The 25,871-nt window shown below is 72.5% G+C and carries 19 protein-coding genes; 15 read left to right on the top strand and 4 right to left on the bottom strand.

Features of this window, described 5'->3' with window-relative positions; all coding sequences use genetic code 11:
* The first annotated feature begins 98 nt into the window (after positions 1-98).
* The 7 genes from ABD332_RS17215 to ABD332_RS17185 all read left to right on the top strand — a co-directional run bounded on the left by ABD332_RS17215 (position 99) and on the right by ABD332_RS17185 (position 7,196).
* Positions 99-1,238, top strand: a complete 1,140-nt coding sequence (locus ABD332_RS17215) for an AAA family ATPase (protein ID WP_344502940.1) — start codon at positions 99-101, stop codon at positions 1,236-1,238.
* A gap of 14 nt (positions 1,239-1,252) precedes the next feature.
* Complete coding sequence (locus tag ABD332_RS17210; protein ID WP_344502939.1) at positions 1,253-2,158, top strand: DUF58 domain-containing protein; 906 nt, start codon at positions 1,253-1,255, stop codon at positions 2,156-2,158.
* Positions 2,155-3,105: a VWA domain-containing protein gene (locus ABD332_RS17205; RefSeq protein ID WP_344502938.1), complete on the top strand. Its 951-nt coding sequence runs from the start codon at positions 2,155-2,157 to the stop codon at positions 3,103-3,105. The genes ABD332_RS17210 and ABD332_RS17205 overlap by 4 nt, the downstream gene beginning before the upstream one ends.
* Positions 3,106-3,857: 752 nt before the next feature.
* Positions 3,858-4,562, top strand: a complete 705-nt coding sequence (fabG, locus tag ABD332_RS17200; RefSeq protein ID WP_344502936.1) for a 3-oxoacyl-[acyl-carrier-protein] reductase — start codon at positions 3,858-3,860, stop codon at positions 4,560-4,562.
* A gap of 24 nt (positions 4,563-4,586) precedes the next feature.
* Positions 4,587-5,357, top strand: coding sequence for an enoyl-ACP reductase FabI (gene fabI / locus ABD332_RS17195; protein WP_344502935.1), 771 nt, complete (start codon positions 4,587-4,589; stop codon positions 5,355-5,357).
* A 20-nt stretch (positions 5,358-5,377) separates the two neighbouring features.
* Positions 5,378-6,385 carry a ferrochelatase gene (locus ABD332_RS17190; RefSeq protein ID WP_344502934.1) on the top strand — a complete coding sequence of 336 codons (1,008 nt, stop codon included), beginning with the start codon at positions 5,378-5,380 and terminating at the stop codon, positions 6,383-6,385.
* A gap of 31 nt (positions 6,386-6,416) precedes the next feature.
* Positions 6,417-7,196: an HAD-IIA family hydrolase gene (locus ABD332_RS17185; RefSeq protein WP_344502933.1), complete on the top strand. Its 780-nt coding sequence runs from the start codon at positions 6,417-6,419 to the stop codon at positions 7,194-7,196.
* A 1,175-nt stretch (positions 7,197-8,371) separates the two neighbouring features.
* Here ABD332_RS17185 and ABD332_RS17180 read toward each other — a convergent pair.
* Complete coding sequence (locus ABD332_RS17180; protein WP_344502932.1) at positions 8,372-9,157, bottom strand: hypothetical protein; 786 nt, start codon at positions 9,155-9,157, stop codon at positions 8,372-8,374.
* 75 nt (positions 9,158-9,232) lie between these two features.
* On the opposite strand from ABD332_RS17180, the gene ABD332_RS17175 reads away from it, so the two are divergent.
* Positions 9,233-10,057 (top strand): DUF3097 domain-containing protein, encoded by an 825-nt coding sequence (locus ABD332_RS17175; RefSeq protein WP_344502931.1) that lies wholly within the window; start codon positions 9,233-9,235, stop codon positions 10,055-10,057.
* A 26-nt stretch (positions 10,058-10,083) separates the two neighbouring features.
* Here the strand turns inward: ABD332_RS17175 and ABD332_RS17170 are convergent, their stop codons facing one another.
* Positions 10,084-11,409 carry a serine hydrolase domain-containing protein gene (locus tag ABD332_RS17170; RefSeq protein ID WP_344502930.1) on the bottom strand — a complete coding sequence of 442 codons (1,326 nt, stop codon included), beginning with the start codon at positions 11,407-11,409 and terminating at the stop codon, positions 10,084-10,086.
* 157 nt (positions 11,410-11,566) lie between these two features.
* Between ABD332_RS17170 and ABD332_RS17165 the strand changes: the two genes are divergently transcribed.
* Both ABD332_RS17165 and ABD332_RS17160 read left to right on the top strand, forming a co-directional pair.
* Entirely contained in the window at positions 11,567-11,995 is a 429-nt protein-coding gene (locus tag ABD332_RS17165; protein ID WP_344503243.1) for an NfeD family protein, read from the top strand.
* Between the two features lie 77 nt (positions 11,996-12,072).
* Positions 12,073-13,098 (top strand): SPFH domain-containing protein, encoded by a 1,026-nt coding sequence (locus tag ABD332_RS17160; RefSeq protein ID WP_344503242.1) that lies wholly within the window; start codon positions 12,073-12,075, stop codon positions 13,096-13,098.
* Here the strand turns inward: ABD332_RS17160 and ABD332_RS17155 are convergent.
* Positions 13,095-13,874 carry a TrmH family RNA methyltransferase gene (locus tag ABD332_RS17155; RefSeq protein ID WP_344503241.1) on the bottom strand — a complete coding sequence of 260 codons (780 nt, stop codon included), beginning with the start codon at positions 13,872-13,874 and terminating at the stop codon, positions 13,095-13,097. The two genes, ABD332_RS17160 and ABD332_RS17155, sit on opposite strands and share 4 nt — an antisense overlap.
* A gap of 152 nt (positions 13,875-14,026) precedes the next feature.
* On the opposite strand from ABD332_RS17155, the gene ABD332_RS17150 reads away from it, so the two are divergent.
* Positions 14,027-19,126, top strand: a complete 5,100-nt coding sequence (locus ABD332_RS17150; RefSeq protein ID WP_344502929.1) for a P-loop domain-containing protein — start codon at positions 14,027-14,029, stop codon at positions 19,124-19,126.
* Here the strand turns inward: ABD332_RS17150 and ABD332_RS17145 are convergent.
* Positions 19,107-19,307 carry a hypothetical protein gene (locus tag ABD332_RS17145; RefSeq protein WP_344502928.1) on the bottom strand — a complete coding sequence of 67 codons (201 nt, stop codon included), beginning with the start codon at positions 19,305-19,307 and terminating at the stop codon, positions 19,107-19,109. The genes ABD332_RS17150 and ABD332_RS17145 overlap by 20 nt on opposite strands.
* Positions 19,308-19,565: 258 nt before the next feature.
* Here ABD332_RS17145 and ngcE point away from each other — a divergent pair, with 258 nt between their 5' ends.
* The 4 genes from ngcE to ABD332_RS17125 all read left to right on the top strand — a co-directional run bounded on the left by ngcE (position 19,566) and on the right by ABD332_RS17125 (position 25,870).
* Positions 19,566-20,939, top strand: a complete 1,374-nt coding sequence (gene ngcE / locus ABD332_RS17140; RefSeq protein ID WP_344502927.1) for an N-acetylglucosamine/diacetylchitobiose ABC transporter substrate-binding protein — start codon at positions 19,566-19,568, stop codon at positions 20,937-20,939.
* A complete protein-coding gene (locus ABD332_RS17135; protein ID WP_344502926.1) occupies positions 20,939-22,552 on the top strand; it encodes a methyl-accepting chemotaxis protein in 1,614 nt (537 codons plus the stop codon). The genes ngcE and ABD332_RS17135 overlap by 1 nt, the downstream gene beginning before the upstream one ends.
* Positions 22,553-22,742: 190 nt before the next feature.
* On the top strand, positions 22,743-24,233 hold the full coding sequence (locus ABD332_RS17130; RefSeq protein ID WP_344502925.1) for an FGGY-family carbohydrate kinase: 1,491 nt from the start codon (positions 22,743-22,745) through the stop codon (positions 24,231-24,233).
* Entirely contained in the window at positions 24,230-25,870 is a 1,641-nt protein-coding gene (locus ABD332_RS17125; RefSeq protein WP_344502924.1) for a fucose isomerase, read from the top strand. The genes ABD332_RS17130 and ABD332_RS17125 overlap by 4 nt, the downstream gene beginning before the upstream one ends.
* Position 25,871 lies beyond the last annotated feature (1 nt).

Here is a 25,871-nt window from a genome sequence, read left to right as displayed (position 1 = left end):
GGACTCCCAGAAGCTTCCCAGTGACGTCGGATCGCGTTCGGTTGGTGCGGCGTGCGAGGCTTGGAGTCGTCTGTACGCCAGCAAGCAGTGGAGGACCGGTGACCCAGCCGAGCAACCCCGTCTCGCCGCCAGGTGGGCAGGTCTCGACGCCCGCGCAGGACGCGACCGTGCTGGAACGCGCCCTGTTCGAGGTCAAACGGGTCATCGTCGGCCAGGACCGGATGATCGAGCGGATGTTCGTCTCGCTCCTCGCCCGCGGTCACGTGCTGCTCGAAGGCGTTCCCGGCGTCGCGAAGACCCTGGCCGTGGAGACCCTCGCGCGGGTCGTGGGCGGCACGTTCTCCCGCATCCAGTTCACGCCCGACCTCGTGCCGGCCGACATCGTCGGCACGCGCATCTACCGGCAGTCCAGCGAGAAGTTCGACGTCGAGCTCGGCCCGGTGTTCGTCAACTTCCTGCTCGCCGACGAGATCAACCGCGCGCCCGCGAAGGTGCAGTCCGCGCTGCTGGAGGTCATGGCCGAGCAGCAGGTGTCGGTCGGCGGCGAGACGTACGAGGTGCCGCGGCCGTTCCTCGTCATGGCCACGCAGAACCCGATCGAGCAGGAAGGCGTCTACCCGCTGCCCGAGGCGCAGCGCGACCGCTTCCTGATGAAGATCCAGGTGGGGTACCCCACCGACAGCGAAGAGCGCGAGATCGTCTACCGGGTCAGCGTGAAGACCCCGGAGCCCGTCGCCGTGCTCACCCCGACCGAGCTCATGGCGCTGCAGGACAAGGCCGACGACGTGTTCGTGCACAACGCGCTCGTCGACTACGCCGTGCGGCTGGTCGTGGCGACCCGCTCCCCGGCGGAGCACGGGCTGGCCGATATCGCGCAGTTCATCCAGTACGGTGCGAGCCCCCGCGCCTCGCTCGGCATCGTCCGCGCGTCCCGGGCCCTCGCGCTGCTGCGCGGCCGTGACTACGCGCTGCCGCAGGACGTGCAGGACATCGCGCCCGACATCCTGCGCCACCGGCTCGTGCTGTCCTACGACGCGCTCGCCGACGACATCCCCGCCGACGACATCGTCAAGCGGGTCCTCGCCGCCGTGCCGCCGCCGACCGTCGCGCCGCGCCAGCAGGCCGGCCCGGGCGCCCCTGGAGGCCCTGGAGGCCCTGGAGGCCACGGCGGACCCGGCGGACCCGGCGGACCCGGCGGACCCGTCCCCACCACGATCACCACCTGGCCCGGCCGTTGAAAGGCCGGTGATCCATGCCGACCGACGACGCCCGCGCCGAGGTTGTGCTCAACCGCATGCAACTGCTCGTCACCCGCAAGCTCGACGGCCTCCTCCAGGGTGACTACCTGGGCCTGCTGCCCGGCCCCGGCACCGAGGCCGGCGAGTCGCGGGAGTACCGGCCGGGCGACGACGTGCGGCGCATGGACTGGCCCGTCACGGCCCGCACGACCCTGCCGCACGTCCGGCAGACCGTCGCCGACCGGGAGCTGGAGACCTGGCTCGCCGTCGACCTGTCCGCGAGCCTCGACTTCGGCACCGCGCGGTACCTCAAGCGCGACCTCGCCATCGCCGCGGCCGCCGCGGTCTCCCACCTGACGGTCCGCGGCGGCAACCGCATCGGCGCCGTCGTCGGCACCGCCGGCGACATGCACCGGATGCCGGCCCGCCCCGGCCGCAAGGACGCGCAGGGCCTGCTCCGGGCGATCGCCATGACGCGGGCGCAGACGGGCCGCGCCGACCTCGGCGCGCTCATCGACATGCTCAACCGGCCGCCCCGGCGGCGCGGCATGGCGGTCGTCATCTCCGACTTCATGACACCGGTCAGTCAGTGGTCCCGGCCGCTGCGCAAGGTCGGCGTCCGCCACGACCTCCTCGCCGTGGAGATCGTCGACCCGCGCGAGCTGGAGCTGCCCAATGTGGGCGTGATCGCGCTCGTCGACCCCGAGACCGGCCGCACCCACGAGGTGCAGACCGCCGACCCGAAACTGCGCCACCGCTACGCACACGCGGCGGCCGCCCAGCGCGCCGAGATAGCCTCGGCACTGCGCGGCGCCAACGCCGCGCATCTGAGACTGCGCACCGACTCCGACTGGCTGCTTGACATCGTCCGGTTCGTCGCGGCACAGCGGCACGCCCGGACGAGGGGGACGACCCGATGATTCGTTTGCTGTCACCGTGGTGGCTGCTGTCGCTGCTGCCCGTCTTCGCCGTCATCGGCGTGTACATCTGGCGTCAGCTGCACCGGCGTGCCTTCGCCGTGAAGTTCACCAACGTCGACCTGCTCAGCAGCCTGGTGCCCAAGGGCATCGGCGTGCGCCGGCACGTCAGCGCCGCCGCGTTCCTGCTGAGCCTGCTCGTGCTCAGCTTCGGCATGGCCCGGCCGTCGGTCGACACCAAGGAACCCCTCGAACGGGCCACCATCATGCTCGCCATCGACGTCTCCCTGTCGATGCAGGCGACCGACGTGCAGCCGACCCGCATCGAGGCGGCCAAGTCCGCCGCCACCGACTTCGTCAAGCAGCTCCCGGCGTCGTTCAACGTCGGCCTGGTCTCGTTCGCGAAGACCGCGAGCGTCCTGGTCTCCCCGACGAAGGAACGCGGCTCGGTGCTCCAGGCGATCGACGGCCTCACCCTGCAGGAGTCGACCGCCACCGGCGAGGCCGTCTTCACCAGCCTCGACGCCATCCGCACCGTCCCCGCCGACGGCGCCTCAGGCCCGCCACCGGCCCGTATCGTCCTGCTCTCCGACGGCTTCCGCACCGCCGGACGCTCCCTCGAAGACGCCTCCGCCGCCGCCTCCGCCGCCAACGTGCCCGTCTCCACCATCGCGTTCGGCACCGACGAGGGCGTGGTCCGCATCGGCAACACCCCGCAGCGGGTCCCGGTCGACCGGGCGTCGCTGCAGAAGGTCGCCGAGACCACCAAGGGCTACTTCTACGAGGCCGCCAGCAAGGATGAGCTCAAGCGGGTGTACACCGACATGGGCAGCTCGATCGGCTTCAAGACCAAGCCCCGCGAGATCACCCAGTGGTACCTCGGCGGCGGCTTCCTGCTCGCCCTGCTCGCCGGCGGCCTGAGCCTCCTGTGGGGCAGCCGCCTCCCGTAACCGCTTCGGTGCCTGCTGGTCGTGATGATCAAGTAGCAGATCCGGCTGCCATGACGACCGGATCCGCGATCCGATCACGGCGGATCCGGCCAGCGCGTCATCGTCGGTCATGTCGACTCGCTTCGCTCCCCGACATAACCGAAATTTCGGATATGTTCGCGCCAGCGGACATATCCGGGAAGGCTTGTGTGCCACCCGCGGCCCAGCCACCGGGATGCGCCGCGCATGCGGGTGAGGCTGCCGCGCGCCAGCGCTGGCAGTGCGCCGCGCAGCGGCGCATTGGGGGTCCGGGGTGAGAATCCCCCGGCGGGACCCGCCGCGCCAGCGGTGGGGCAGCGAGCCCATGGCCGAAGGCCAAAGGCGGGAAACAGTGTTAGTGCGCGCCGACGAGGTAGAAAAGGGCAGCAACCCAGACTGCGGCCAGGAAGAATCCAATGGGCGCGATGAAGCGGCTCATGACGTGCTCCCAACGGTGTGTCTCAACAAGAACGGAGAACAGACACGCGGAGCCGTGACAGGGGAAGGACTACACCCGGTCACGACTGGAAGGATCGCTACTTCGCACAGCGATCACCTCCAGGGAGCAGCAGCCGCACCGGGCGGTCAGCGAAAAGCACGAGCAGACGCCGCCATGGTACCGCCACGCCTCATGGCTCACATCAGCCGACCGGCGAGTTGCCGGGTACCCGTCAGTAACACCTAATCTCCGTACAGCTGATCGCAGCGCATCACAGAAGCAGAAAGGCGGCAACGTGGCGAGGACCGTGCTGGTCACCGGCGGTAACCGTGGGATCGGGCTGGCAATCGCGCAGGCGTTCGCGGCGCAGGGTGACAAGGTCGCGGTGACCCACCGGGGCTCCGGCGCCCCCGACGGGCTGTTCGGCGTGCAGTGTGACATCACCGACAGCGCCGCCGTCGACGCCGCGTTCACGACGGTGGAGGCCGAGCTCGGCCCCGTCGAGGTGCTCGTCGCCAACGCCGGCATCACCGACGACACGCTGCTGCTGCGGATGAGCGAGGACCAGTTCACCCGCGTGCTCGACACGAACCTCACCGGCTCGTTCCGCTGCGCCAAGCGGGCCACCAGCAAGATGCTGCGGGCGAAGTGGGGCCGGATCATCTTCATCTCCTCCGTCGTCGGCCTGTACGGCGGACCCGGCCAGGTCAACTACGCCGCCAGCAAGGCCGGCCTGGTCGGCATGGCCCGGTCGATCACCCGCGAGCTCGGCAGCCGCAACATCACCGCCAACGTGGTGGCGCCCGGGTTCATCGAGACGGACATGACCGCCGTGCTGCCCGAGGCGACGCAGGCCGAGTACAAGAAGGCCATCCCGCTCGGCCGGATGGCGAAGCCCGAGGAGGTCGCCGGCGCGGTGACCTGGCTCGCGAGCGACGCCGCCGGCTACATCACCGGCGCCGTCATCCCCGTCGACGGCGGCCTGGGCATGGGTCACTGACTTTTCCGGACACAGAGGAGAACCATGAGCGGACTGCTCGAAGGCAAGCGGCTGCTGATCACCGGGATCATCACCGACCAGTCGATCGCCTTCTCCGTAGCAAAGCTCGCCCAGGAGCAGGGCGCGACCGTCGTGCTGACCGGGTTCGGCCGGCTGTCGCTCGTCGAGCGGATCGCGAAGCGGCTGCCGCGGGAGGCGCCGGTCATCGAGCTCGACGTGACCAACCCCGAGCACCTCGCCGGCCTCGCCGACAAGGTCCGGGAGCACGTCGACGGGCTCGACGGCGTGCTGCACTCGATCGGCTTCGCCCCGGCCAGCTGCCTCGGCGGCGGGTTCCTGGACGCGCCGTGGGAGGACGTCGCGACCGCGCTGCACGTGTCGACGTTCTCGTACAAGTCGCTCGCGGTGGCCTGCCTGCCGCTGATGGAGTCCGGCGGCTCGATCGTCGGCCTGGACTTCGACGCCACGAAGGCGTGGCCCGTGTACGACTGGATGGGCGTCGCCAAGGCCGGCCTCGAATCCGCGAACCGTTACCTGGCCCGGGATCTCGGCCCGCGCGGGATCCGGGTCAACCTGGTCGCGGCAGGCCCGCTCCGTACCATGGCGGCGAAATCCATCCCCGGCTTCGCGGTGTTCGAGGACTCGTGGGCGAAGACCGCGCCGCTCGGGTGGGACCTCAACGACCAGGTCGCGGCGGCGAAGGCCTGCTGCGCGCTGCTGTCGGACTGGTTCCCCGCCACGACCGGTGAGATCGTGCACGTCGACGGCGGGTACCACGCGGTCGGCTCGTCCTGACCCTCTTGTAACAATGGGGCGTGGCTTATGACGCGTTCCTGCTCGTCTCGTTCGGCGGTCCGGAAGGGCAGGACGACGTCCTGCCCTTCCTGGAGAACGTGACCCGGGGGCGCGGCATCCCCGCGTCGCGCCTCTCGGCGGTCGCGGAGCACTACCGGCACTTCGGCGGCGTGTCGCCCATCAACGCGCAGAACCGCGCGCTGATCGACGCGCTGCGATCCGAGCTCGACCTGCCGATCTACTGGGGCAACCGCAACTGGCACCCGTTCCTGCCCGACGCGGTCGCGCAGATGCGCGACGACGGCATCCGGCACGCGCTCGCGTTCGTCACCAGCCCGTTCGGCTCCAACTCCTCGTGCCGCCAATACCTGGACGACATCGCGGCAGCCCGATCCACGGTGGGCGAGGACGCCCCGGCGATCGACAAGATCCGGCACTTCCACGACCACCCGCTCTACATCGAGTCGCACGCCGCGGCCGTCCGGGCGGCCCTCGCCGAGCTGCCGTCCCGGCTCGCCGCGCGACTCGTCTTCACCGCGCACTCCATCCCGACCGCGATGAACGCCGCCTCCGGGCCCGGCGGCGTCGGCCGGTACCAGGCGCAACTGCTGGAAACGGCGGCCCTGGTCGCCGCCGCGGCCGCCCCCGAGCTGCCCTGGGACCTGGTCTGGCAGAGCCGCTCCGGCCCGCCGCAGGTGCCGTGGCTGGAGCCCGACGTCAACGACCATCTCGAGTCGCTGGCGGCGGCAGGTGTACGGGAGGTCGTGGTCAGCCCGATCGGCTTCATCTCCGACCACCTGGAAGTGATCTGGGACCTCGACAACGAGGCGCGGGCCACCGCCGCGCGACTCGGCATCGCCTTCGCCCGCGCCGCCACCCCCGGCGTCGACCCCCGCTTCGTGACGATGATCCGACAGCTCGTCGATGAGCGCGTGCTTGCTCACAGTAACGTTCGTCACGCGCTCGGAACCGTCCCCACCTGGGATTTCTGCCCGGCCGACTGCTGCGTGTCACCGAAACGCGTATAGGCACGAAACGTTTCTGAGGGAGCATGTACGCGTGAGAGAACGCAAGCCCATCGAGTCCTGGCTCACCGACATGGACGGGGTCCTCGTGCACGAGGGCGAGCCCGTGCCCGGCGCACCGGAGTTCGTCAACCGGCTGCGCTCGTCCGGCAAGCCGTTCCTGATCCTGACCAACAACTCCATCTACACCGCCCGTGACCTCCAGGCCCGCCTGCGGCGCATCGGCTTCGACGTGCCCGAGTCGGCGATCTGGACCTCGGCCCTGGCCACCGCCCAGTTCCTCGACACGCAGCGCCCCGGCGGCACCGCCTATGTCATCGGCGAGGCCGGCCTCACCACCGCGATGCACGAGGTCGGCTACATCCTTACCGACACCGAGCCCGACTACGTCGTGCTGGGGGAGACCCGCACGTACAGCTTCGAGGCCATAACGCAGGCGATCCGCCTCATCAACGACGGCGCCCGCTTCATCTGCACCAACCCCGACGCCACCGGCCCCTCCAACGAGGGCGCCCTCCCCGCCTGCGGTGCGGTGGCCGCCCTCATCTCGAAGGCGACGGGCATCGAGCCGTACTTCATCGGCAAGCCCAACCCGATGATGATGCGCTCGGCCCTCAACAGCATCGACGCCCACTCCGAGACCACCGCCATGATCGGCGACCGCATGGACACCGACGTCCTGTGCGGCCTCGAGGCGGGCCTGGAGACGATCCTGGTCCTGAGCGGCATCTCGACGGTCTCGGACGTGGAACGCTACCCGTACCGCCCGTCCCGCATCATCCCCTCCGTGGCCCACCTGATCGACGAGGTCTGACCCACCCCTTCACTGCTGAAACTACGCGCTGCGACGGCGTGGTTGCGACTCTGAAGATCGATTAGGTAAGCCTTGGTACGGTGCTAGTGAAACGGCCGGCGCGCCACCGGAACCCCTCCGTGACCGCTGCCACGCCTAGGCGAGCGGTGCCCAGAACCCGGCCCGCCATCCGACCCGACGCCCCCGCGCGACGTGCCGCGCGACGCATCGGGCCTGGGCTGGCGGGCTGCCGTGATCATGGACCTGCGACCCATGATCACGGGGCTCGTCGTCGGCGTCCTCGCTGAACCTGAGGACTCTGTGCACTTCTGAGTGCTCAGGGTCCCCAGATCGCGACGGAGCAGGAGAGCAACCACTGGCGCGCCGCGCCGAGGCGGTGAGGCCCACGGGCACGAACCGGCCGTCGCGGCGCAGGCGCGACCCGGGCGCACCGCGGGCGGGGCACGTCCCGGACGCGTCGTTGGTTCTGGCGCGTTGGGCCCAGGGTGCGCTGCTGGTCGTGGGTGGGGCCTGTTGTTCTGGGCTTGTGGTCGCGGGTGGGGCGTGTTCTAAGCGTGTTCTGGGCTTGCTTGGGTCGTGAGTGGCCTGCCGTAGGCGCGTCGCTGGTCCCGGACGGGTGCTGGTCCTGGGCGCGTCGCTGGTTCTGGGCCACGCGGTGGTTCTGGGCGGGGTGCTGATTCCGGGCGCGTCACTGGTCCCGGGTGCGTCACTGGTCCCGGGTGCGTCACTGGTTCCGGGCGCGTCACTGGTCCCGGGCGGGGCGGTGGTCGTGGGCGGGGGTTTCTGGGTGCGTCGCTGGTGTGGCTAGGCGCGGGGTTTCGGTGATCGGGAAGACTTTGTGCAGCCCTGGCTACCCAAGGTCTACCGGATCATGGCGCGGAGGGTGTGTCGGCCGTGTGCTCGGTGAGCCGGGACGTGCTGGGCGTTTCCTGAGGCGGCTCATCCGGGTGGTGCCGGGTGGCGGGTGCTCAAGGGTTACCGGATCATGACGGGCCGGACGGTGGCCGTCGGATGTGGCGCAGGGGGCGACCACCGGATGCGGCGCGCACGCGCAATCCCAGCCACGCGCAAGCGCGGGCTGTGCGCCGCGCAGCGGCGCATGGGGGTGCGGGTGAGAATCCCCGCCGGGCCCCGCCGCGGCAGCGGTGGGGGGATTGCAGCGGGGAATTACAGCCTCAGATCAGGGGGGCGTTGCAGGCGGCTACCAGGGCGCGGCGGCAGGCGGTGGTGAGAGGGCGGAGGGCGGCGTCGCGTTGCTGGACCTCGTAGCCGTTGATGGCGCCGCCGGGTGCGGCGTGTTCGGCGAGGGCGAGCACGCGGTCCAGGATGGCCGCGCGGGCGTACAGGCGGCGGGCGCGTGGGTCGTAGCCGGGTGGCAGGTCGGTGGCGCCGTCGGGTTTGCGGAGGGCCTCGATCGCGCCGGCGAGCTCGGGGCGCCACTGGGCGATGTCGAGCTTCGCGAGGGTGCGGGTGGCGGTCGCCAGCTCGGCGGACAGCTCGGCCTCGGCCTCGGCGGTCGAGGGGCCGTCCAGCGGCGCCGGGACGGCCGCGGGTAAGACGAAAACCTGCCAGCGGACGGTCTCGAACTCGTCCCCCGAGCCCGAGGTGTGCAGGCGGACCTCCGGCACGAAGCCGAGGCCGCCCGCGATGACGCCCTCGCCGGCGAGGAGGGCGGCGCTGCTGAAGGGGCCGGGGCCCGGCAGGCCGCGGGGGTCGCCGGGTGCGGGGAGCACCAGGCGGACCTCGTCCGGGTGGAGCTTGGACAGCGCGGTGATCGCATCCACGAGGGATACGTCGGTCCACGTGCCGGGGACGTCGGAGACCATGTGCTCCTCGTCGCCGGAGATCTCGGCGGCGGCGTCGTCGCACGGCACGAGGCCGGCGCGCCACGCCCGGACCCATGCCACGAAACGCGCCGAGCGGCGCGCCTGCAGGGTCGCCGCGCGTGCTGCGGGGGACATGGGAGCAAGGGTACGTGCTGACGTGCCGGTATGTCTCGCAGGCGCTGGGGGCGTCAGCCGATACGCTTGCCGTCCATGGACGTCCTGGCGAACAACGACTGGCGGCGCCGGCGCACGGTCCCGACGGTGGACGCCGAGCTGGACCTCGTCGTGGAGGATGTGGACTCGGGGTTCTGCGGTGCCGTGGTCGGCTACCAGTTCGGCGCGGTGGTGCTGGAGGACCGGCACGGCAAGCGGCGCAACTTCCCGCTGGAGCCGGCCGCGTTCCTGCTGGACGGCGAGCCGGTGACGCTCGTCAAGCCGAAGCTGGCGGTACAGCGGCAGAAGAGCACCATCACCAGCTCGGGGTCGATCGCGGTGGCCGGGCTCACGGCGCGCGTGGCGAGGCGGAGCCGGATCTGGGTCGAGGGCATCCACGACGCGGCGCTCGTCGAGCGGATCTGGGGGCACGACCTGCGTGTCGAGGGTGTCGTCGTCGAGCCTCTGGACGGCATCGACGAGCTGGCCGCGGCCGTCGCCGAGTTCCACCCCGGGCCCGTCGCCAGGCTCGGCGTCCTCGTCGACCATCTCGTACCAAACTCCAAAGAAAGCCGAATTGTCGGAAATATCCGGTCGCCTTACGTCCTCGTCACAGGTCATCCGTACATCGACGTGTGGCAGGCGGTCAAACCCCAGGCCGTCGGCATCCGCCAGTGGCCGGTCGTCCCGCCGGGGCAGAACTGGAAGGAAGGCGTCTGCGACCAGCTCGGCGTGAGCGAGCCGGCCGACATGTGGCGCCGCATCCTCGCCTCGGTGTCCAGCTACAAGGATGTCGAGACCCCGCTGATCAACGCCATGGAGCGCCTCATCGACTTTGTGACCGAACCCGACGAAGACCTGGACGACGACGAGGACGCCTGAGGCGGAGGCCAGAAAAACGGGGACGCCTAGAGCACAGGCCACGGATCCCGGCTGAAGAGGAACGTCGCGACGTCGAGCGCGACCACCGCGCCGTCCCCGTCACGCACCACCCGCAGCAGCTCCCCGTCGCAGTCCCCGGACAGCCCGCGCCACACGTCCGGCGCGGGCCCGTCCGGCACGAAACGCCACGGCGTGCCCCCGGCGGTCAGCGGCGTGACGACCAGCTCGCCGCCGGCCCAGCCGACCTCGTGCTCGCGCCCCATCCACCACCACCGGCCGGTCAGCGGCAAGATCTCCGCCGGCGGCTCCTCGCGCGGCCGCCACGACGCCACCCGCACGGGCTCACGGTCCAGCACCGCGCCGAGAAGGTCCAGCCCGAAGCCGCTGAGGCCGCCCGAGTCGCGATAGCGCATGGTGTACGCGTTGGCGAACGCGACCACTCCGGTGCGTGACGGCCGGTGTGCGGCCAGTACCGCCAGGTAGCCGGGCATCGAGCCGGTGTGGCCGACGAACACCCGCTCCCCGCGCCGCCACAGCTGCAGGCCGAGGCCGTGCCCCGCGGTCCAGCCGTCGAGGTCGCTGAGCACGACCGGCGCGCACATCTCGTCGAGGGTCGCCGGCGCGAGCACCGCCGGGTCGGGCTCGGCCAGGAACGCCGCCCAGCGCCCGAGGTCCTCCACCGTCGACCACAGCTGGCCGGCGGGTGCCATCGCGGCCGCGTCGTGCCGCGGCTCCTCGCGCAGTTCGTCCAGCCACGGGTGCACGACGTAGCCGCGGGCGAACGGTTCGGCCTCGGCGTAGGTCGTACGGTCGAGATGGAGCGGGCCGAGGAACCGCTTCGCGAGCATCGACTGCCAGTCCTCGCCGCCGAGGCGGGCGACCATCGCGCCGAGCAGCCCGTAGGCGAGGTTCGAGTAGTGGTATCCGCGCAGCGGCGGGTAGGCGACCTTGTCGGCGGTGAGCGTGGACAGGAACGTGTCGACGTCCACCCCGGCGGCGCGCTCCCACCAGTCGCCGTCCGGCTCGCGCTGCACGCCGCCCGCGTGGCCGAGCAGCTGCCGCAGGGTGACGGTGCCGACGGGCGTGCCGGGAAGGTGGCGGTAGAGCAGGTCGTCGAGGGCCAGCTTCCCCTCGTCGCGCAGGGCCATGACCAGCGCCGCCGTCATCGTCTTCGTGATCGACCCGATCCGGAACTGCAGCCCGGCGACCGGCTGGTCGAGCCCGGCCGTCGCGACGTGCTGCAGGGCGCCGTCGCGGACGACGCCCGCGACGAGGACGGGCACCCGCCCACCGGCGTGGGCGCGGGCGACGAGGTCGTCGACGCACGAGACGGTCTCGGGCAGCAACGGCACGGAAGGCCTCCAAAAGGCGAAGCGGGGACGAAGCGGGCGACTGATTCCCCAACTGTGCACCGGGCCGGGCCGCACCGCGTATCGACAAGGATTCGGCAAGACGAGTGATCAGACGCGAGCGCCGCGTGCATCGGCGTGACACGATCGAAGCGTGGACCTGTGGCTGATCGTCTGGATCGTCGTCGGCGCCGCGCTCCTCGCGGCGGAGATCTTCACGACCACGTTCATTCTGCTGATGTTCGCGATCGGCGCGTTCGCCGCGGCGGGCGCCGCCGCCCTCGGTGCCGGGGTGCCGGTGCAGGCGGCGGTGTTCGCGGCCGGGTCGGCCCTGTCGTTCCTGGCGGTGCGGCCGACGCTCAAGCGATACATGCGCCGCGACGTGCGCGACATGCAGATGGGCGTCGAGGCCCTGGAAGGCTCGACGGCGCTCGTCATCGAGGCGGTCGACCACGACAGCGGCCAGATCAAGATCGACGGTGAGTTGTGGCGGGCCCGGCCCTACGACGCGACGCAGACGTTCGCGATCGGGGAGCGGGTCCGGGTGATCGAGATCAAGGGTGCTACCGCGATGGTGTGGAAGGACTGAGTTACGTGGATCCGAGTGTGTTCCTGGCGGTCGTCGTCATCGCCGCCGCCCTCCTGGCGATCGTCACGGTCACCAAGATGGTCAAGGTCGTGCCGCAGCAGGTCGAGTACGTGGTGGAGCGGCTCGGCAAGTACAGCCGCACGCTGACGCCCGGCCTCAACATCCTGGTGCCGTTCATCGACTCGGTGCGCAACAAGGTCGACAAGCGCGAGGTGGTCGTCAGCTTCCCGCCGCAGCCCGTCATCACCTCCGACAACCTGGTCGTGTCGATCGACACCGTCCTGTACTTCAAGGTCGTCGACTCGGTCCGCGCCACGTACGAGATCTTCAGCTACCTGCAGGGCATAGAGCAGCTCACCGTGACGACCCTGCGCAACGTGATCGGCTCCCTCGACCTGGAGAAGGCGCTCACCAGCCGCGACGAGATCAACCGCCACCTGTCCGGCGTCCTCGACGAGACCACCGGCCGCTGGGGCATCAAGGTCACCCGCGTGGAGCTGAAGGCGATCGAGCCGCCGCCGAGCATCCGCGACTCGATGGAGAAGCAGATGCGCGCCGAGCGTGACCGCCGCGCCGCGATCCTGCACGCCGAGGGTCTCAAGCAGTCCCAGATCCTCACCGCCGAGGGCGAGAAGCAAGCCGCGGTCCTGCGTGCCGAGGGTGAGCGCCAGTCCCGCATCCTCACCGCCGAGGGTCAGGCGAAGGCGATCCGGACGGTGGTCGACTCGATCCACGTGGCCAACCCGGACTCGAAGGTCATGGCGTACCAGTACCTCCAGTCGCTGCCGCAGATCGCCGCCGGCCAGTCCAACAAGCTGTGGATCCTGCCGGTCGAGCTGACGAAGGCCCTGGAGGGCATCGGCGGCGCGCTGGGCGGCATGGCGCAGCTGTCCGACGCCGCCCGCACCGACCTGGTCAAGCGCAACGTCGCCGAGGAGGAGGAGTCCGAGGACGTCATCGAGGCCCGCCGCTCCGCCGAGGACGCGGCAGCCGCCGCCAACGCCGAGGCCGCCGCGGCCGCCGCCCAGGTGTCCGGCACGCAGGTGACCGCCGCCGAGCTCACCGCCGAGTTCCAGCAGCCGTCCCACGAGCTCGAGCGTTAGCGGCAGAGCTCCCAGAAGGCGACCGCCGCCGCGGCCGCCACGTTGAGCGAGTCGACCCCGTTCCGCATGGGGATCACGACGCGTACGTCGCTGGCGTCGAGGGCCTTGGCCGACAGTCCGGGGCCCTCCGCGCCGAGCAGCAGCGCCGTCCGCTCCCGTTGCGCCGCGCTCAGCGTCTGGATCGGCACCGCATCGGCGGCCGGCGTCATCGCGAGGAGCGTCAGCCCCGCCTCCCGGACCGCGTGGAGCCCGTCCGGCCACGGTTCGATCCTGGCGTACGGGATCGCGAACACCTCGCCCATGCTGACCCGCACGCTCCGCCGGTACAGCGGATCCGCGCACGACGGCGACAGCAGCACCGCGTCCATCCCGAGCGCCGCGGCGCCCCTGAAGATCGCCCCGACGTTCGTGTGGTTGTTGACGTCCTCCAGGACCGCGACCCGCCGCGCGGTCGTGAGGATGTCGGCCGCGGCAAGGTCCGGTTTGCGGTGGAAGCTCGCCAGCACCCCCCGGTGCACGTGAAACCCGGTGATCGCCTCGAGCGTCGCCTGGTCGCCGGCGTACACGGGGACGTCGCCGAGCGGGAGGTCGTCGAGCTGGCCGACGCGCTTGCTGTCGATCAGCACGGACCGCAGCCGGTAGCCGGCCCGTAGCGCCCGGCGCAGCACCAGCTCGCCCTCGGCGATGAACAGCCCGTTGGGCGGCTCCCACCGGGTGCGCAGCTCGACGTCGGTCAGCGCCCGGTAGTCACCGATCCGCTCGTCGTCCTGGTCCATGATCGTTGTCGCGCTCAGCACCCGGTCGATTCTGCCTTGCGCCGCGATCCCGCGAACAGAACGCCTCCCCGGCGGTGACCAAGGCGGGCGACACGACATCCGCACCGGGGCGTCGGCGCGGTGCCGGTATCGAGGATCGATAATCTGGGTGCGTGGACGGGCGGGCCGATCCGGTGAGCGCCGGTCGTCGTGCCCTCGTCGACCTGCTGGCCAGGTTGAAGGTCCACGCCGGCCGGCCGACCCTGCGGCAGATCGCTGCCCGGCTGACCTCGGCCCGCGACGGCGGCAGGCCGTCCATCGGGCATCTCAGCGAGATCTTCCGCGGGCGGAAGACACCCAGCGGTGACCTGGCGGTGGCGCTGGCCCGGGCGCTCGGCGGCTCCGCCGACGACCAGGTCAGGGCCAGGATCTACGCCGACGCGGCCGCGCAGGTCGCCCGCCACGGAGCCGTGACCGGCGCTGCCGCCGTGACCGGCGCGGGCGAGCCGGACGGTGCCGGCGAGACCGTGTCCGGCGACCAGGACGGTGCCGGCGAGCCGGACGAGGCGGGTGTGGCCGGTCCTGTACTGCCGTGGTGGCGGCCGGATTACGCGGCGCACGTCGACGACCTGGTGCCCGTCGGTGGGCTCAGGGACCGCGAGGCCGAGCTGGCGGAGCTCGCCGCGTTCTGTGCCGGCGACGAGCCGTACCTCTGGATACAGGCGGAGCCCTGGGCCGGCAAGTCGGCGCTGCTGGCGACGTTCGTGCGCCATCCGCAGCCCGGCGTCGACGTCCTGGCGTTCTTCGTCACGGCCCGCCTCGCGACCCAGTCGGACAGCAACGCGTTCGCCGGGGCGCTGGTGGAACAGCTGACGGGCCTGCTGGAGCTGCGGCTGGACGCGTCGGCGCCCGCGGCGCAGGTGTCGCGGTGGCTTCCGCTGTTACGCACCGCGGCCCGGCACGCGGAGCTGGCCGGCCGCCGGCTGCTCCTCGTCGTCGACGGCCTCGACGAGGACAAGGGCGCGGAGACCGGGTCGGGGCTGGCGAGCGTGGCGTCGCTGCTGCCGCGGCACGCCGTCCCGAACCTGCGGATCGTGGTGTCGAGCCGCCCCGACCCGCCGCTGCCGGACGACGTGCCCGGCGACCATCCGCTGCGGCACTGCCGGGTCCGCTGGCTGACGGCGTTTCCGCACGCCAGCAGCATCGCCGCCCAGGCGCGGCAGGAGCTGCGGGCGCTGCTGCTCGGCGACTCGACGCACGTGGACGTCATCGGCCTGCTGACGGCGTGCGCGGACGGGTTGACGGTGGCCGAGCTGGAGGAGCTGACCGGGCTCGACCGGTTCCGCCTGGAGCGGCTCATCGGTGGGGTCTTCGGCCGGTCGGTCGCCGTCCGGCCGGTGCACGCGTCCGCGCCCGAGCCGGTGCTGCTGTTCACCCACGACGAGCTGCGCGAGCAGGCGGTGGGCGGGCTCGGCGCCGCGATCGGCCGGCACCGGGAGCGGATCCACGCCTGGGCGGACGGCTACCGGGCGAAGCGCTGGCCGGTGGGCACGCCGCAGTACCTGCTGCACGGCTACCCGCGCATGCTGCGGTCGCTGCCCGATCCGGGGCGGCTGATCGCGCTCGCCGTGGACCACGACCGGCACGACCGGCTGCTCGCCGTCACCGGCGGCGACGGTGCGGGCATGGCCGAGGTCCGGGCCGCCCAGGACCTGATCATCGGCCGGCCCGAGCCGGACCTGCGCGCCATGGTCCGTCTCGCGCTGCGCCTGGACGAGCTCACCGCCCGCAACGCCAACATCCCGGCCGGCCTGCCGGCGCTATGGGTCGTCCTGGGGGAGCCCGCGCGGGGCGACGCGCTCGCGCAGGGCATGGCCGATCCCGTGGCGCAGAACATGGCCCTCGCCCAGCTGGCGGCCGCGGTCGCCGGGACCGTCGACGAGCGGTTCGCCCAGACGGTCGCGTGGAGCATCGTCGACGCCAAGCGGCACGAACGGTCGCTCGCCGACCTGGTCGAGACGGCGGTCAGCATCGGCGACCACCGCCGCGCGGCGCGCTTCGCCCGCAGCGCCATCGACCAGGACCGGTGGACGCGGAGCATGCTGGGTCTGGTCGGCGCCGTCCTCGACGACGGCGACCTACCGCTCGCGATGTCGCTGGCCCGGTCGATCATCGACCCGGACCACCGGGCGCTGGCGATGAGCCAGCTGCTGCGGGCCTTCGGCGCGGCGGGCGACGCCGACCAGGTCGAGCGGCTCATGACGGAGGCGGAGACCGCGGCGCACGCCGCCCGCGACCGCAGCGGCCGGTCGGTGGCGCTGGCCCGGCTGTCCGCCGCGGTCCGCGTGGCCGGCCGGAGCCTGCGAGCGGAGCGACTCTTCACCGAGGCGCTGTCGCTGGCCCGGTCCATCACCGACCCGGCCGCCCGGTCCCGCACGCTGGCCGGCCTGCTGCAGTGGGGCGCGCCGGCGCCCGGCGGCCCCGGCGCCCTCGCCGCCGAGGCAGCGGCCGCCGCCAGGACGATCGACGGACCGGTCGAGCAGGCCGAGCTCATGCTGGAGCTCGTCGACGCGGTCCTCGCCGCCGGCGACCTGCGATCCGCGGAGACCCTCGGCCGCCTGATCGACGACCCGCGTCTCCGCACGAGCGCCCTGACCCGCCTGCTGGAACACACCGCCCGGGCAAGCGCCACACCACCGGCCGCGGACGCGCCAGCGGCGGACGGCGCCGCACCGCTGGCCGTGGACGCGTCGGTCGTGGACACGTCGGCGGCGGATGGCGCCGCGCCGCTGGTCGTGGACACGTCGGCGGTGGACGGTGCCGTGCCGCTGGTCGTGGACGTGTCGGTCGTGGACGTGCTGGCCGTGGACGCGTCGGTCGTGGACGCACCGGTCGTGGACACGTCGGCGGCGGATGGCGCCGCGCCGCTGGTCGTGGACGTGCTGGCCGTGGACGCGTCGGTCGTGAACGCGTCGGTCGTGGACACGTCGGCGGTGGACGGTGCCGCGCCGCTGGTCGTGGACGTGTCGGTCGTGGACGTGCTGGCCGTGAACGCGTCGGTCGTGGACACGTCGGCGGCGGATGGCGCCGCGCCGCTGGTCGTGGACGCGCCGGCTGTGAACGCGCTGGTCGTGGACGGCGCCCCACCGCCGGTCGTGGACACGTCGGCGGCGGATGGCGCCGCGCCGCCGGTCGTGGACGCACCGGCGGCGGACGGCGCCGCTCTACCGGTCGCGGACCCGTCGGCTGTGAACGCGCTGGTCGCGGACGGTGCCGCGCCGCTGGTCGTGGACGCGTCGGTCGTGGACGCGTCGGTCGTGGACGCGCTGGTCGTGGACGCGCTGGCCTCGGCTGGCGGCATCGGCGGCAGGGGGGCGCGGGCGCTGGCGTACGCGGAGCTCGCCGCGGCGCTGTACACCGCCGGCCGCCCCGACGAGACGCGACGGCTCGCCGCCGAGGTGGCCGCGGCCGCGCCGAGGATCGCCGACCCGGCGGAGCAGGCCGCGGTGTGGATCGCGCTGATCCGCCTCAGCCCGTTCACCGGCGCCGGTGAGATCGAGCGGCACGTCGCCGCCGCCCACGCCGCCGCGGGCCGGTTGCAGCGGGCGCAGCGGACACCCGTCCGTGCCGAGCTCATGGCCGAGCTCATGGCCGCGATCATCGCCGCCGGCGGCCCGGACCGGGCGGAGCGGTACGCCGCCGCACTGCCCGACGCCGACCAGCGCGCGGCGGCGCTGACCCAGGTCGGCCACGCGGTCGCGGCCGCCGGCGACCACCGGCGGGCGGCGGCGCTCGCGGTCCAGGCCGAAACGGCCGGCCGGACGGTGGACGTGCTCACCCGGGCGCACACCCTCGGCGCCCTCACCGCGGCGGTCGCCGTCACGGGGCGCCTCGGCCTGGCCGAACGCCTCGCCCGGTCGATCCCGGACGAGCAGCTCCGGGCGCAGGCCCTCGCCCGGCTCGCCACGACGGCCGCCAGGACCGGCGCGTTCCCGCTGGCGGAGAAGCTCGCCGGCGCGGTGCCCGACCCGGCGCTGCGCTCCCGCACCACCTGCGAGCTGGCCGCGGTCGCGGCGGCCGCCGGACAGCCCGACCGGGCCGAGGCGTTCGTCGACGCCGTCGACGACCCGGACCAGCAGGCCGAGGCGCGGACGCAGCTCGCGGAGACGCTGACCCGCCAGGGGCTGCACGACCGGGCGCAGCGCGTCGCCTCGAACCTCGCCGACCCGTTCCAGCGGGTGCTCGCCCGCATCGCCCTGATGAAGCTGGCGTCCGGCCTCGGCGGTGACGAGGCCGCCCGGCTCACGACGGACGTCGACGCGGCGATCCGGGAGCTGCCGCACGCCGACGAGCGGATCCCGGCGATGATCCAGCTCGTCGGTGCCGTCCTCGTCGCCGACCGGGTCCGTGCGTGGCGGCTGACCGCGGAGGTCCGGGACGCCATCGACGAGCTGCCCGACGAGGAACAGCGGGCGTGGCTGATCGTCCAGCTCGTCGAGGTCCTCGCCGCGAACGACGAGGCGGACCGGGCCGAGATCGTCGCCCGGGCCGTCGCCGACCCCGGGCAGCGGACCTGGGCGCTGGTACAGCTCATCGAGACGCTCGCCGCGGCGGGCGAGACCGAGCGGGCCGAGGCCGTCGCGTACGGGCTCGACGACCCGGACGAGCGGGCCAGGGCGCTGGCGCGGCTGGTCCGGGCCGGCGGTGCCGCCGCAGGCAGGCGGGCCGAGGCGATCGCGTTCATGCTGCCCGACCCGTACCGGCAGGCCGAGGCGATGACGGACGTCGCCGCGTCGCTGGCGGAGCGCGGCGACCACGACCGGGCCGAGGCCGTCGCGCTGGCCGTCAGCGACCCCGAGCAGCAGTCGTGGGCGCTGGCCCAGGTCTGCCTGGCCGCCATCGAGGCCGGCGACCTCGGCCGGGCCGAGCGGCTGACCCGCGGCATGCCGGTCGCGGAGCAGCGGGTGCAGGCGCTGGCACCGCTGATCGCCGCGGTGCGGGCGGCGGGGGACCCGCACCGGGCGGAGCAGCTCGCGGCGGAGGCCGAGGCGGTGGTGCGGACGATCACCCAGCCCGACCGGCGGGTCCAGGCCGTCAACGCCCTGGTCGCCGTGGTGCCGCCGGCGCACGCGCACCGGCTGCTCGCCGGCTCGCTCGGCCTGAGCGGCTGGAAACAGTGCCTGCTCAGGCTCGCCGAGGTCGCCGCGCCGGTGGTCCTGCGCGCCGCCGAGGACTACCTGGACGCGGACTCCTCTACCGCCGCTCGTCGATGAGCGCGTCGAGCCGGCCGAGGATCCACAGGGTGGTGACGGCCGCCGCGAGCTGGCCCGGGCCGGGATGCGTGAACCCGAACCGCGTCGCGGCCTGCTCGGCGACCGCCCCCGCGGTGGAGCCGAGCGAGAGCGCGGTCGTGACGATGACGGCCTGACGGAGTGTCCAGGGCTTCGTTCGCATGTTCGTCCTCCGGTGTACTGGTCGCGAAGTGCTTGCGGCGCCCAGTACACGCGGCAAGAGGCGTTCGCCCGGCCGCCGGCGAACAACGAACCTGCGGGTGGGCGCACCGGCTGCGTGGACAGGGGAATGTTCGCCGCGCACCGGCGAACACCACCGGGTTTGGTTGAACCGGCCGCCGGGTGGGCGGAGGCACCCTGCGGGAGGACCGCGCCGGTGCGAATGCTCAAGCGGCACGGTTCCCGGCCGAGTAGAACGTGCGTGAACCACTTGTCACGACGGGCGCTGCTGGCCGCGGCGACGCTGCCGGCCGCGGGGCTGCTCGCAGGATGCGGGGACGACGGCTCGCCCACGGCGGCGTTCGACCCGTTCGGGATCACGCCGGAGCGCGCGCTCGAGGTGGTGATCTTCAACGGCGGCTTCGGTGACGACTACGCCAAGGCGCACGAGGAGCTGTACCGCAAGCGCTTCCCCCGGGCGCAGATCAAGCACACGTCGACGAAGAAGATCGTCGGCGACCTGAAGGGCCGCTTCGACTCCGGCGACCCGCCCGACGTGATGAACAACGACGGCGCCGACCAGTTCACGACCGGCGAGCTGGTCAACGACGGTGCCCTGCTGGACCTGACGGAGCTGCTGGACAGCCCGAGCCTCGACGACCCCGGCGTGAAGGTGCGCGACACGCTGCTGCCCGGGACGGTGGAGTCGGGGACGTTCAACGGCAAGGTGTACGGGCTCAACTACATGTACACCGTCTTCGGTCTCTTCTACGACGCCACCCGCTGGCAGGCGGCCGGCTGGTCGCCGCCGCAGACGTGGGAGCAGTTCCTGGAGCTCGCCCCGAAGATCAAGGCGGCCGGGGTGGCGCCGTTCGCCCACGCCGGGAAGTACCCGTACTACATGGGCTGGACCATCGCCGACTGGATCCACAAGGCCGGCGGGGCCGCGGCGGCGGCCGCGATCGACAACCTCGAACCGGGCGCCTGGCAGCACCCGGCCGTGCTCGCCTCGGTGGAGCTGGCGATCGAGCTCGTCGGGCGCGGCTTCGTGCTGGCCGGCAGCGACAAGCTGTCGCACACCGAGTCGCAGCAGGCGCTCATCGACGGCCGGGCGGCGATGCTGCCCTGCGGCACCTGGCTGGAGAACGAGATGAAGGCGACGCTGCCGGCGTCGGTGAAGCTGACGATCGTGCCGGTGTGGAGCGTCGGCACGGGCGACACGATGCCCTACGGGTCGGCCCGGGCGGGCGCCTCCGGCACGTTCGCGGTGCCGACGATGGCGAAGAACAAGGCCGGCGGGCTGGAGTACCTGCGCGTCATGCTGTCCAAGGCCGGCGCGGGCCGCTTCAGCGAGCTCACGAACTCTCTGGCCAGCCGGAAGGGCTCGGCCGACGGGGTCGCCGGCTCCAGCGGCCTCGCGTCGGCCAACGAGGTCGTCAAGGGCGCCGGGAACAACCTCATGACCTGGAAGTTCAACGACTGGTACGGGGCGCTGGACAAGGCCTGGCAGGCCACCATCGCCGACGTGATGTCCGGCGCGCTGAAACGCCCCGCGGACTTCGCGGCCCGGATGCAGGCCGCCGCCGACGGGGTCGCCCGGGACAGCTCCATCACGAAGTTCCGGCGGGACGCCTGATGGCGGCCCCGAGCGGGGGTCTGACCGGGGCGCTGCGCGACATCCGGTGGACGATCGGGCGGCGGCTGCTGGCCGGGTTCGCGGTGGCGCTGGTCCTGCTCATCGCCGTGGGCGCGGTGGCGTACCGCAACACGCTGCGGCTCACCGACGACCAGCGCCAGGTCGAGGCGGCGCACGCGTTCATGTCCGAGTTGGACGAGCTGTGGAACGCGCTGCAGGCCTCCTCCAGCGGCACGCAGGCGTTCCTCGTCTCCGGCGCCGACGCCGACCTGAAGGCGCACCAGCAGGCGCAGGACGCCGCGACCGCGAAGTTCGCCGACATCGCCCGGCGCATCGGCGCCGACCCCGCCGAGCGGGACCGCATCCGCGAGCTGCGCCCGCTGCTCGACGCGCGGTTCGCGCTCATGGACCGCGTCGTGCAGGCCCGCCAGTCCGGCGGTTTCGAGGCCGCCCGGAAGGTCGCCGACGCGGACCGGGCCCAGCGGCTCACGGCCGGCGTGCAGAGCGTCACCGGCGAGCTCCTCGCCGCGCAACGCCAGCGCATCGCCGCGCTGCAGGCCAGGTCGAACTCCGTCGTCGACTCGACCGAGCGCACCGTGCTGGGCGGGACGCTCATCGCCGCGGTGCTGCTGCTGATGGTCTCGCTGTGGCTGACCCGCGGCATCGTCCGCCCGATCAACGTGCTCTCCGAACGCATCGCCGAGATCGCCGACGGCGACGGCGACCTGACCCGCCGCGTCGACGAGTCCCGCCGCGACGAGGTCGGCGACCTCGCGAAACGCTTCAACCGGTTCGCCGACAACATCGCCCGGCTGGTCCGGGAGATCGCCGAGACCGCCGGCACGGCCTCGGCGGCGGCGCACGAGCTGTCGGTGATCAGCGCCGGCATGACCATGAACGCCGAGCGCACCCACGCCGAGGCCCAGGCCGCGGCCGGGGCGGCGGAGGAGGTCTCGCAGAGCGTCCACACGGTCTCGGCCAGCGCGAACGAGATGGGCAACTCGATCAGCGAGATCGCCCGCAGCACCGCCGCCGCGAGCACCGCCGGCGCCGACGCCGTCGCCCGCGCCGACGAGGCCACAGCCACCGTCACCCGCCTCGGCGAGTCCTCGGCCGCGATCAACGAGGTCCTGGGCATGATCAGCGCGATCGCCAAGCAGACCAACCTGCTCGCGCTGAACGCCACCATCGAGTCCGCGCGGGCCGGCGTGGCCGGCAAGGGCTTCGGCGTGGTCGCCGACGAGGTGCGCGCCCTGGCCCAGCAGACCGCCGAGGCCACCGAGAACATCACGTCCCGCATCGCCGCCATCCAGCGCGACGTCGCCCGCGCCGTCGAGGCCATCACCGCGACCGGCGAGGTGATCGGCACTGTGAACGCCTACCAGGGCAGCATCGCCAGCGCCGTCGAGGAACAGTCGGCGAGCACCGCGAGCATCGGCACCCACATCGGCGGCGCCGCGGACAGCGCGATCAGCATCGCGGGCAGCGTCCGCAGCATCGCCGACATCGCCCAGGTGACGGCAGACGGCATCAGCCAGGTGACAGGCGCCGCGGGCGAACTGACCCAGGTCTCGACCCGCCTCACCCAACTGGTCGGCCGCTTCCGAACCTGACCCGCCCGCTCCGCGGCGGGGGAAGCGGAGATCGCCCCACACGACGGGCACCGCTGGGCCATCGAGCAAGCTCGTAGTGACCAACGTCTGTGCGGGGGGTGGCACGTCAGACCGGCCGGGAACCGTCGCGACAGCGGTGGGGCGGAAGCACAGCATTGACGGGGAAATCGATTTCTGACATCTTGTTGCCATGTCGGGCAGCGGGATGGTTATCGGCATCGATGTGGGGACGTCGAGTACCAAGGGGGTGCTCGTCGCCGGGGACGGTGCGATCATCGCGACCGCGGTGCGCGGGCACGACGTACAGACGCCGCGGCCCGGGCATGTGGAGATGGACGCGGAGCTGTGGTGGGGCGAGGCCGTCTCGATCGTCTGGGAGCTGCTGGCGGCGCATCCGGGTGAAGTGACGGCCGTCGGGGTGAGCGGGATGGGGCCGTGCGTCGTCCTGACAGGCGACGCCGGCCTCCCGTTGCGGCCCGGCATCCTGTACGGCGTCGACACCCGGGCGACCGCCCAGATCGCGCGGCTGACGGCGCAGCTCGGCGGGCCGGACGTGATCCGGGAGCGGACCGGGTCGGCGCTGTCGACGCAGAGCGTCGGGCCGAAGCTGGCCTGGGTCGCCGAGCACGAGCCGGAGGTGTGGCGGGCCGCGCGGCGGCTGTTCATGCCGGCCAGCTGGCTCGGGTGGCGGCTCACCGGGGCGTACTACCTGGACCAGCACTCGGCCAGCCAGTGCACGCCGATGTACGACGCCGCGGCGCAGGCCTGGCACGAGCCGTGGGCGGCGGACCTGGCGGGGAGCGTCGCGCTGCCGCCGCTGGTCTGGCCCGGCGACGTCATCGGCGGCGTCACCCCGGCGGCCGCCGCCGAGACCGGGCTGCGGCAGGGCACGCCGGTCGTGGCGGGGACGATCGACGCCTGGTCGGAGGCGGTCAGCGTCGGCGCGCAGCGGCTCGGCGACCTGATGCTGATGTACGGCACGACGATGTTCCTGGTGCACACCACCGACGTGCGGAACACGTCGCCCGTGCTGTGGGGGACCACGGGGGCGTTCCCCGGCACGCGCAACCTCGCCGCCGGCATGGCGACGTCCGGCGCGATCACGAGCTGGCTGCACGACCTGCTCGGCGCGCCCGGCTACCCGCGGCTCCTGGAAGAGGCGCGCGAGTCCGGGCCGGGTGCGAGAGGGCTGCTGATGCTGCCGTACTTCGCGGGAGAGCGCACGCCGATCGCCGACCCGCACGCGCGCGGGGTGATCGCCGGGCTGACGGTCGGGCACACCCGCGGCGACCTGTACCGGGCGGTGCTGGAGGCGACCGCGTTCGGCGTGCGGCACAACATCGAGGCGATCGAGGCGGCCGGCGGCACCATCGAGCGGATCGTCGCGGTCGGCGGCGGCACGCAGGGCGGGCTGTGGGCGCAGATCGTCACCGACGTGACCGGCCGCGAGCAGCTGATCCCCGAGAAGACCATCGGCGCGAGCTACGGCGCCGCATTCCTGGCGAGCAACACGACAGATGTCGGGACCTGGAACCCCGTCGTCGAGCGGATCAGCCCGGACCCGGGCGCCGCCGCGGTCTACGACGAGCGCTACCAGCTGTACCTCGACCTGTACCCGGCCACCGCCGACATCAGCCACCGCCTGGCAGCCGGCACCGAGTCAACCGGAGGAACCCCATGACCAGTCCGTACCAGCTCCCGGTCCCGTTGGAGCGTCCGGCCGCCGAGCCGGTCACCGCGTACCTGGTGACGAGCGGCGACCTGCGGCCCAGCGCCAACCTGCGGTGCTGGCCGACGCAGCAGCGGCTGGAGGCCGACGTGACCGCGGCCCTGGCGCGGCTCGGCTGGCAGGCGCGACGGGCGCACGAGTTCGACGAGGTCAAGGGGCACGGCTTCATCGACAGCCAGCGCATGGGGATCGAGGTGTTCAAGCACGTCCCGCGCGACGCGCCGCTCATCGTGGTGGAGGCCGTCTGGCAGTACAGCCACCACGTGCTCGCGGGCCTGCGCACCCATCAGGGCCCGATCCTGGTGGTGGCGAACTGGTCCGGCGCGTTCCCCGGGCTGGTCGGCCTGCTCAACCTGACCGCCAGCCTCACCAAGGCCGGCGTGGCGCACTCGGCGCTGTGGAGCGAGGACTTCACCGACGACTGGGCCGTCGACGGGCTGCGCGAGTGGCTGGAGACCGGCACCGTGGTGCACGACCTGTCGCACGTCCGGGACCTGCCGGCGCTCGACCGGGAGGCACCGGAGGTCGTCCTGGGCACCGCGCTCGCCGAGCAGCTGCGCGACGAGAAGGCGATCATCGGCGTCTTCGACGAGGGCTGCATGGGCATGTACAACGCGATCTTCGACGACGAGCTGCTCAACCCGCTCGGCATCTACAAGGAGCGGCTGTCGCAGAGCGCGCTGGTCGCGGAGATGCTGAAGGTCACCGACGCGGAGGCGGCCGCGGTCACGTCGTGGCTGGACGACCGCGGGTTCACGTTCCACTTCGGCACCGACGAGGCCACCGAGCTGACCGAGGCGCAGGTGCTCAGCCAGTGCAGGATGTACGTCGCGGCGCTGCGGATCAGCGACGACTTCGGCCTCGACGCGGTCGGGATCCAGTACCAGCAGGGGCTGAAGGACGTGGTGCCGGCCAGCGACCTCGCCGAGGGCCTGCTCAACAACGTGGAGCGCCCGCCGGTGCGCAGCCGTGACGGCGCCAGGGAGCTGTACGCGGGCGCGCCCCTGCCGCACTTCAACGAGGTCGACGAGGGGGTCGCCGTCGACGCGCTGCTGACGAACCGGCTGTGGAACGCGATGGGCTTCGACCCGGCGACCACCCTGCACGACATCCGCTGGGGCGAGCAGTACGAGGGCGAGTTCGTCTGGGTCTTCGAGATCTCCGGCTCGGTGCCCGCCTCGCACAACGGCGGCTACGACAAGAGCTACAGCATGCGCCAGCCGCCGATGTTCTTCCCGCTCGGCGGCGGCACGCTCAGTGGCGTGTCGAAGCCGGGCGAGATCGTGTGGTCGCGGGTGTTCATCATGGACGGCGTGCTGCACGCCGACCTGGGCCGGGCGAGCGTGCGGGAGCTGCCGCCGGAGGAGACCCAGCGCCGGCTGGACGCCACCGACCGGCAGTGGCCGATCATGCACGCGGTGCTGCACGGGGTGGGCCGGGACCAGCTCATGGCTCGGCACAAGGCCAACCACGTGCAGGTCGCCTACGCCCCGGACGCCGCCGCGGCCGACCGGGCCCTGCTGGCGAAGGCGGCCATGCTGCACGGGCTCGGCGTCGTCGTGCACCTGTGCGGGGACGTGAAGCTCTAGG

The organism is Dactylosporangium maewongense, assembly GCF_039531485.1.
Taxonomy (GTDB): domain Bacteria; phylum Actinomycetota; class Actinomycetes; order Mycobacteriales; family Micromonosporaceae; genus Dactylosporangium; species Dactylosporangium maewongense.
Note: the sequence above shows the minus strand (reverse complement) of the source record. Positions and strands in the feature narration are given on the sequence as shown.

Bases quoted from the DNA above. Each gene is read 5' to 3' on its own strand.
- fabI (WP_344502935.1), top strand. From the start codon at position 4,587: ATGAGCGGACTGCTCGAAGGCAAGCGGCTGCTGATCACCGGGATCATC.
- ABD332_RS17135 (WP_344502926.1), top strand. From the start codon at position 20,939: ATGGCGGCCCCGAGCGGGGGTCTGACCGGGGCGCTGCGCGACATCCGG.
- ABD332_RS17125 (WP_344502924.1), top strand. From the start codon at position 24,230: ATGACCAGTCCGTACCAGCTCCCGGTCCCGTTGGAGCGTCCGGCCGCC.
- ABD332_RS17180 (WP_344502932.1), bottom strand. From the start codon at position 9,157: ATGTCCCCCGCAGCACGCGCGGCGACCCTGCAGGCGCGCCGCTCGGCG.
- ABD332_RS17205 (WP_344502938.1), top strand. From the start codon at position 2,155: ATGATTCGTTTGCTGTCACCGTGGTGGCTGCTGTCGCTGCTGCCCGTC.
- ABD332_RS17210 (WP_344502939.1), top strand. From the start codon at position 1,253: ATGCCGACCGACGACGCCCGCGCCGAGGTTGTGCTCAACCGCATGCAA.
- ABD332_RS17175 (WP_344502931.1), top strand. From the start codon at position 9,233: ATGGACGTCCTGGCGAACAACGACTGGCGGCGCCGGCGCACGGTCCCG.
- ABD332_RS17130 (WP_344502925.1), top strand. From the start codon at position 22,743: ATGTCGGGCAGCGGGATGGTTATCGGCATCGATGTGGGGACGTCGAGT.
- ABD332_RS17145 (WP_344502928.1), bottom strand. From the start codon at position 19,307: ATGCGAACGAAGCCCTGGACACTCCGTCAGGCCGTCATCGTCACGACC.
- ABD332_RS17160 (WP_344503242.1), top strand. From the start codon at position 12,073: ATGGTCAAGGTCGTGCCGCAGCAGGTCGAGTACGTGGTGGAGCGGCTC.
- ABD332_RS17155 (WP_344503241.1), bottom strand. From the start codon at position 13,874: ATGGACCAGGACGACGAGCGGATCGGTGACTACCGGGCGCTGACCGAC.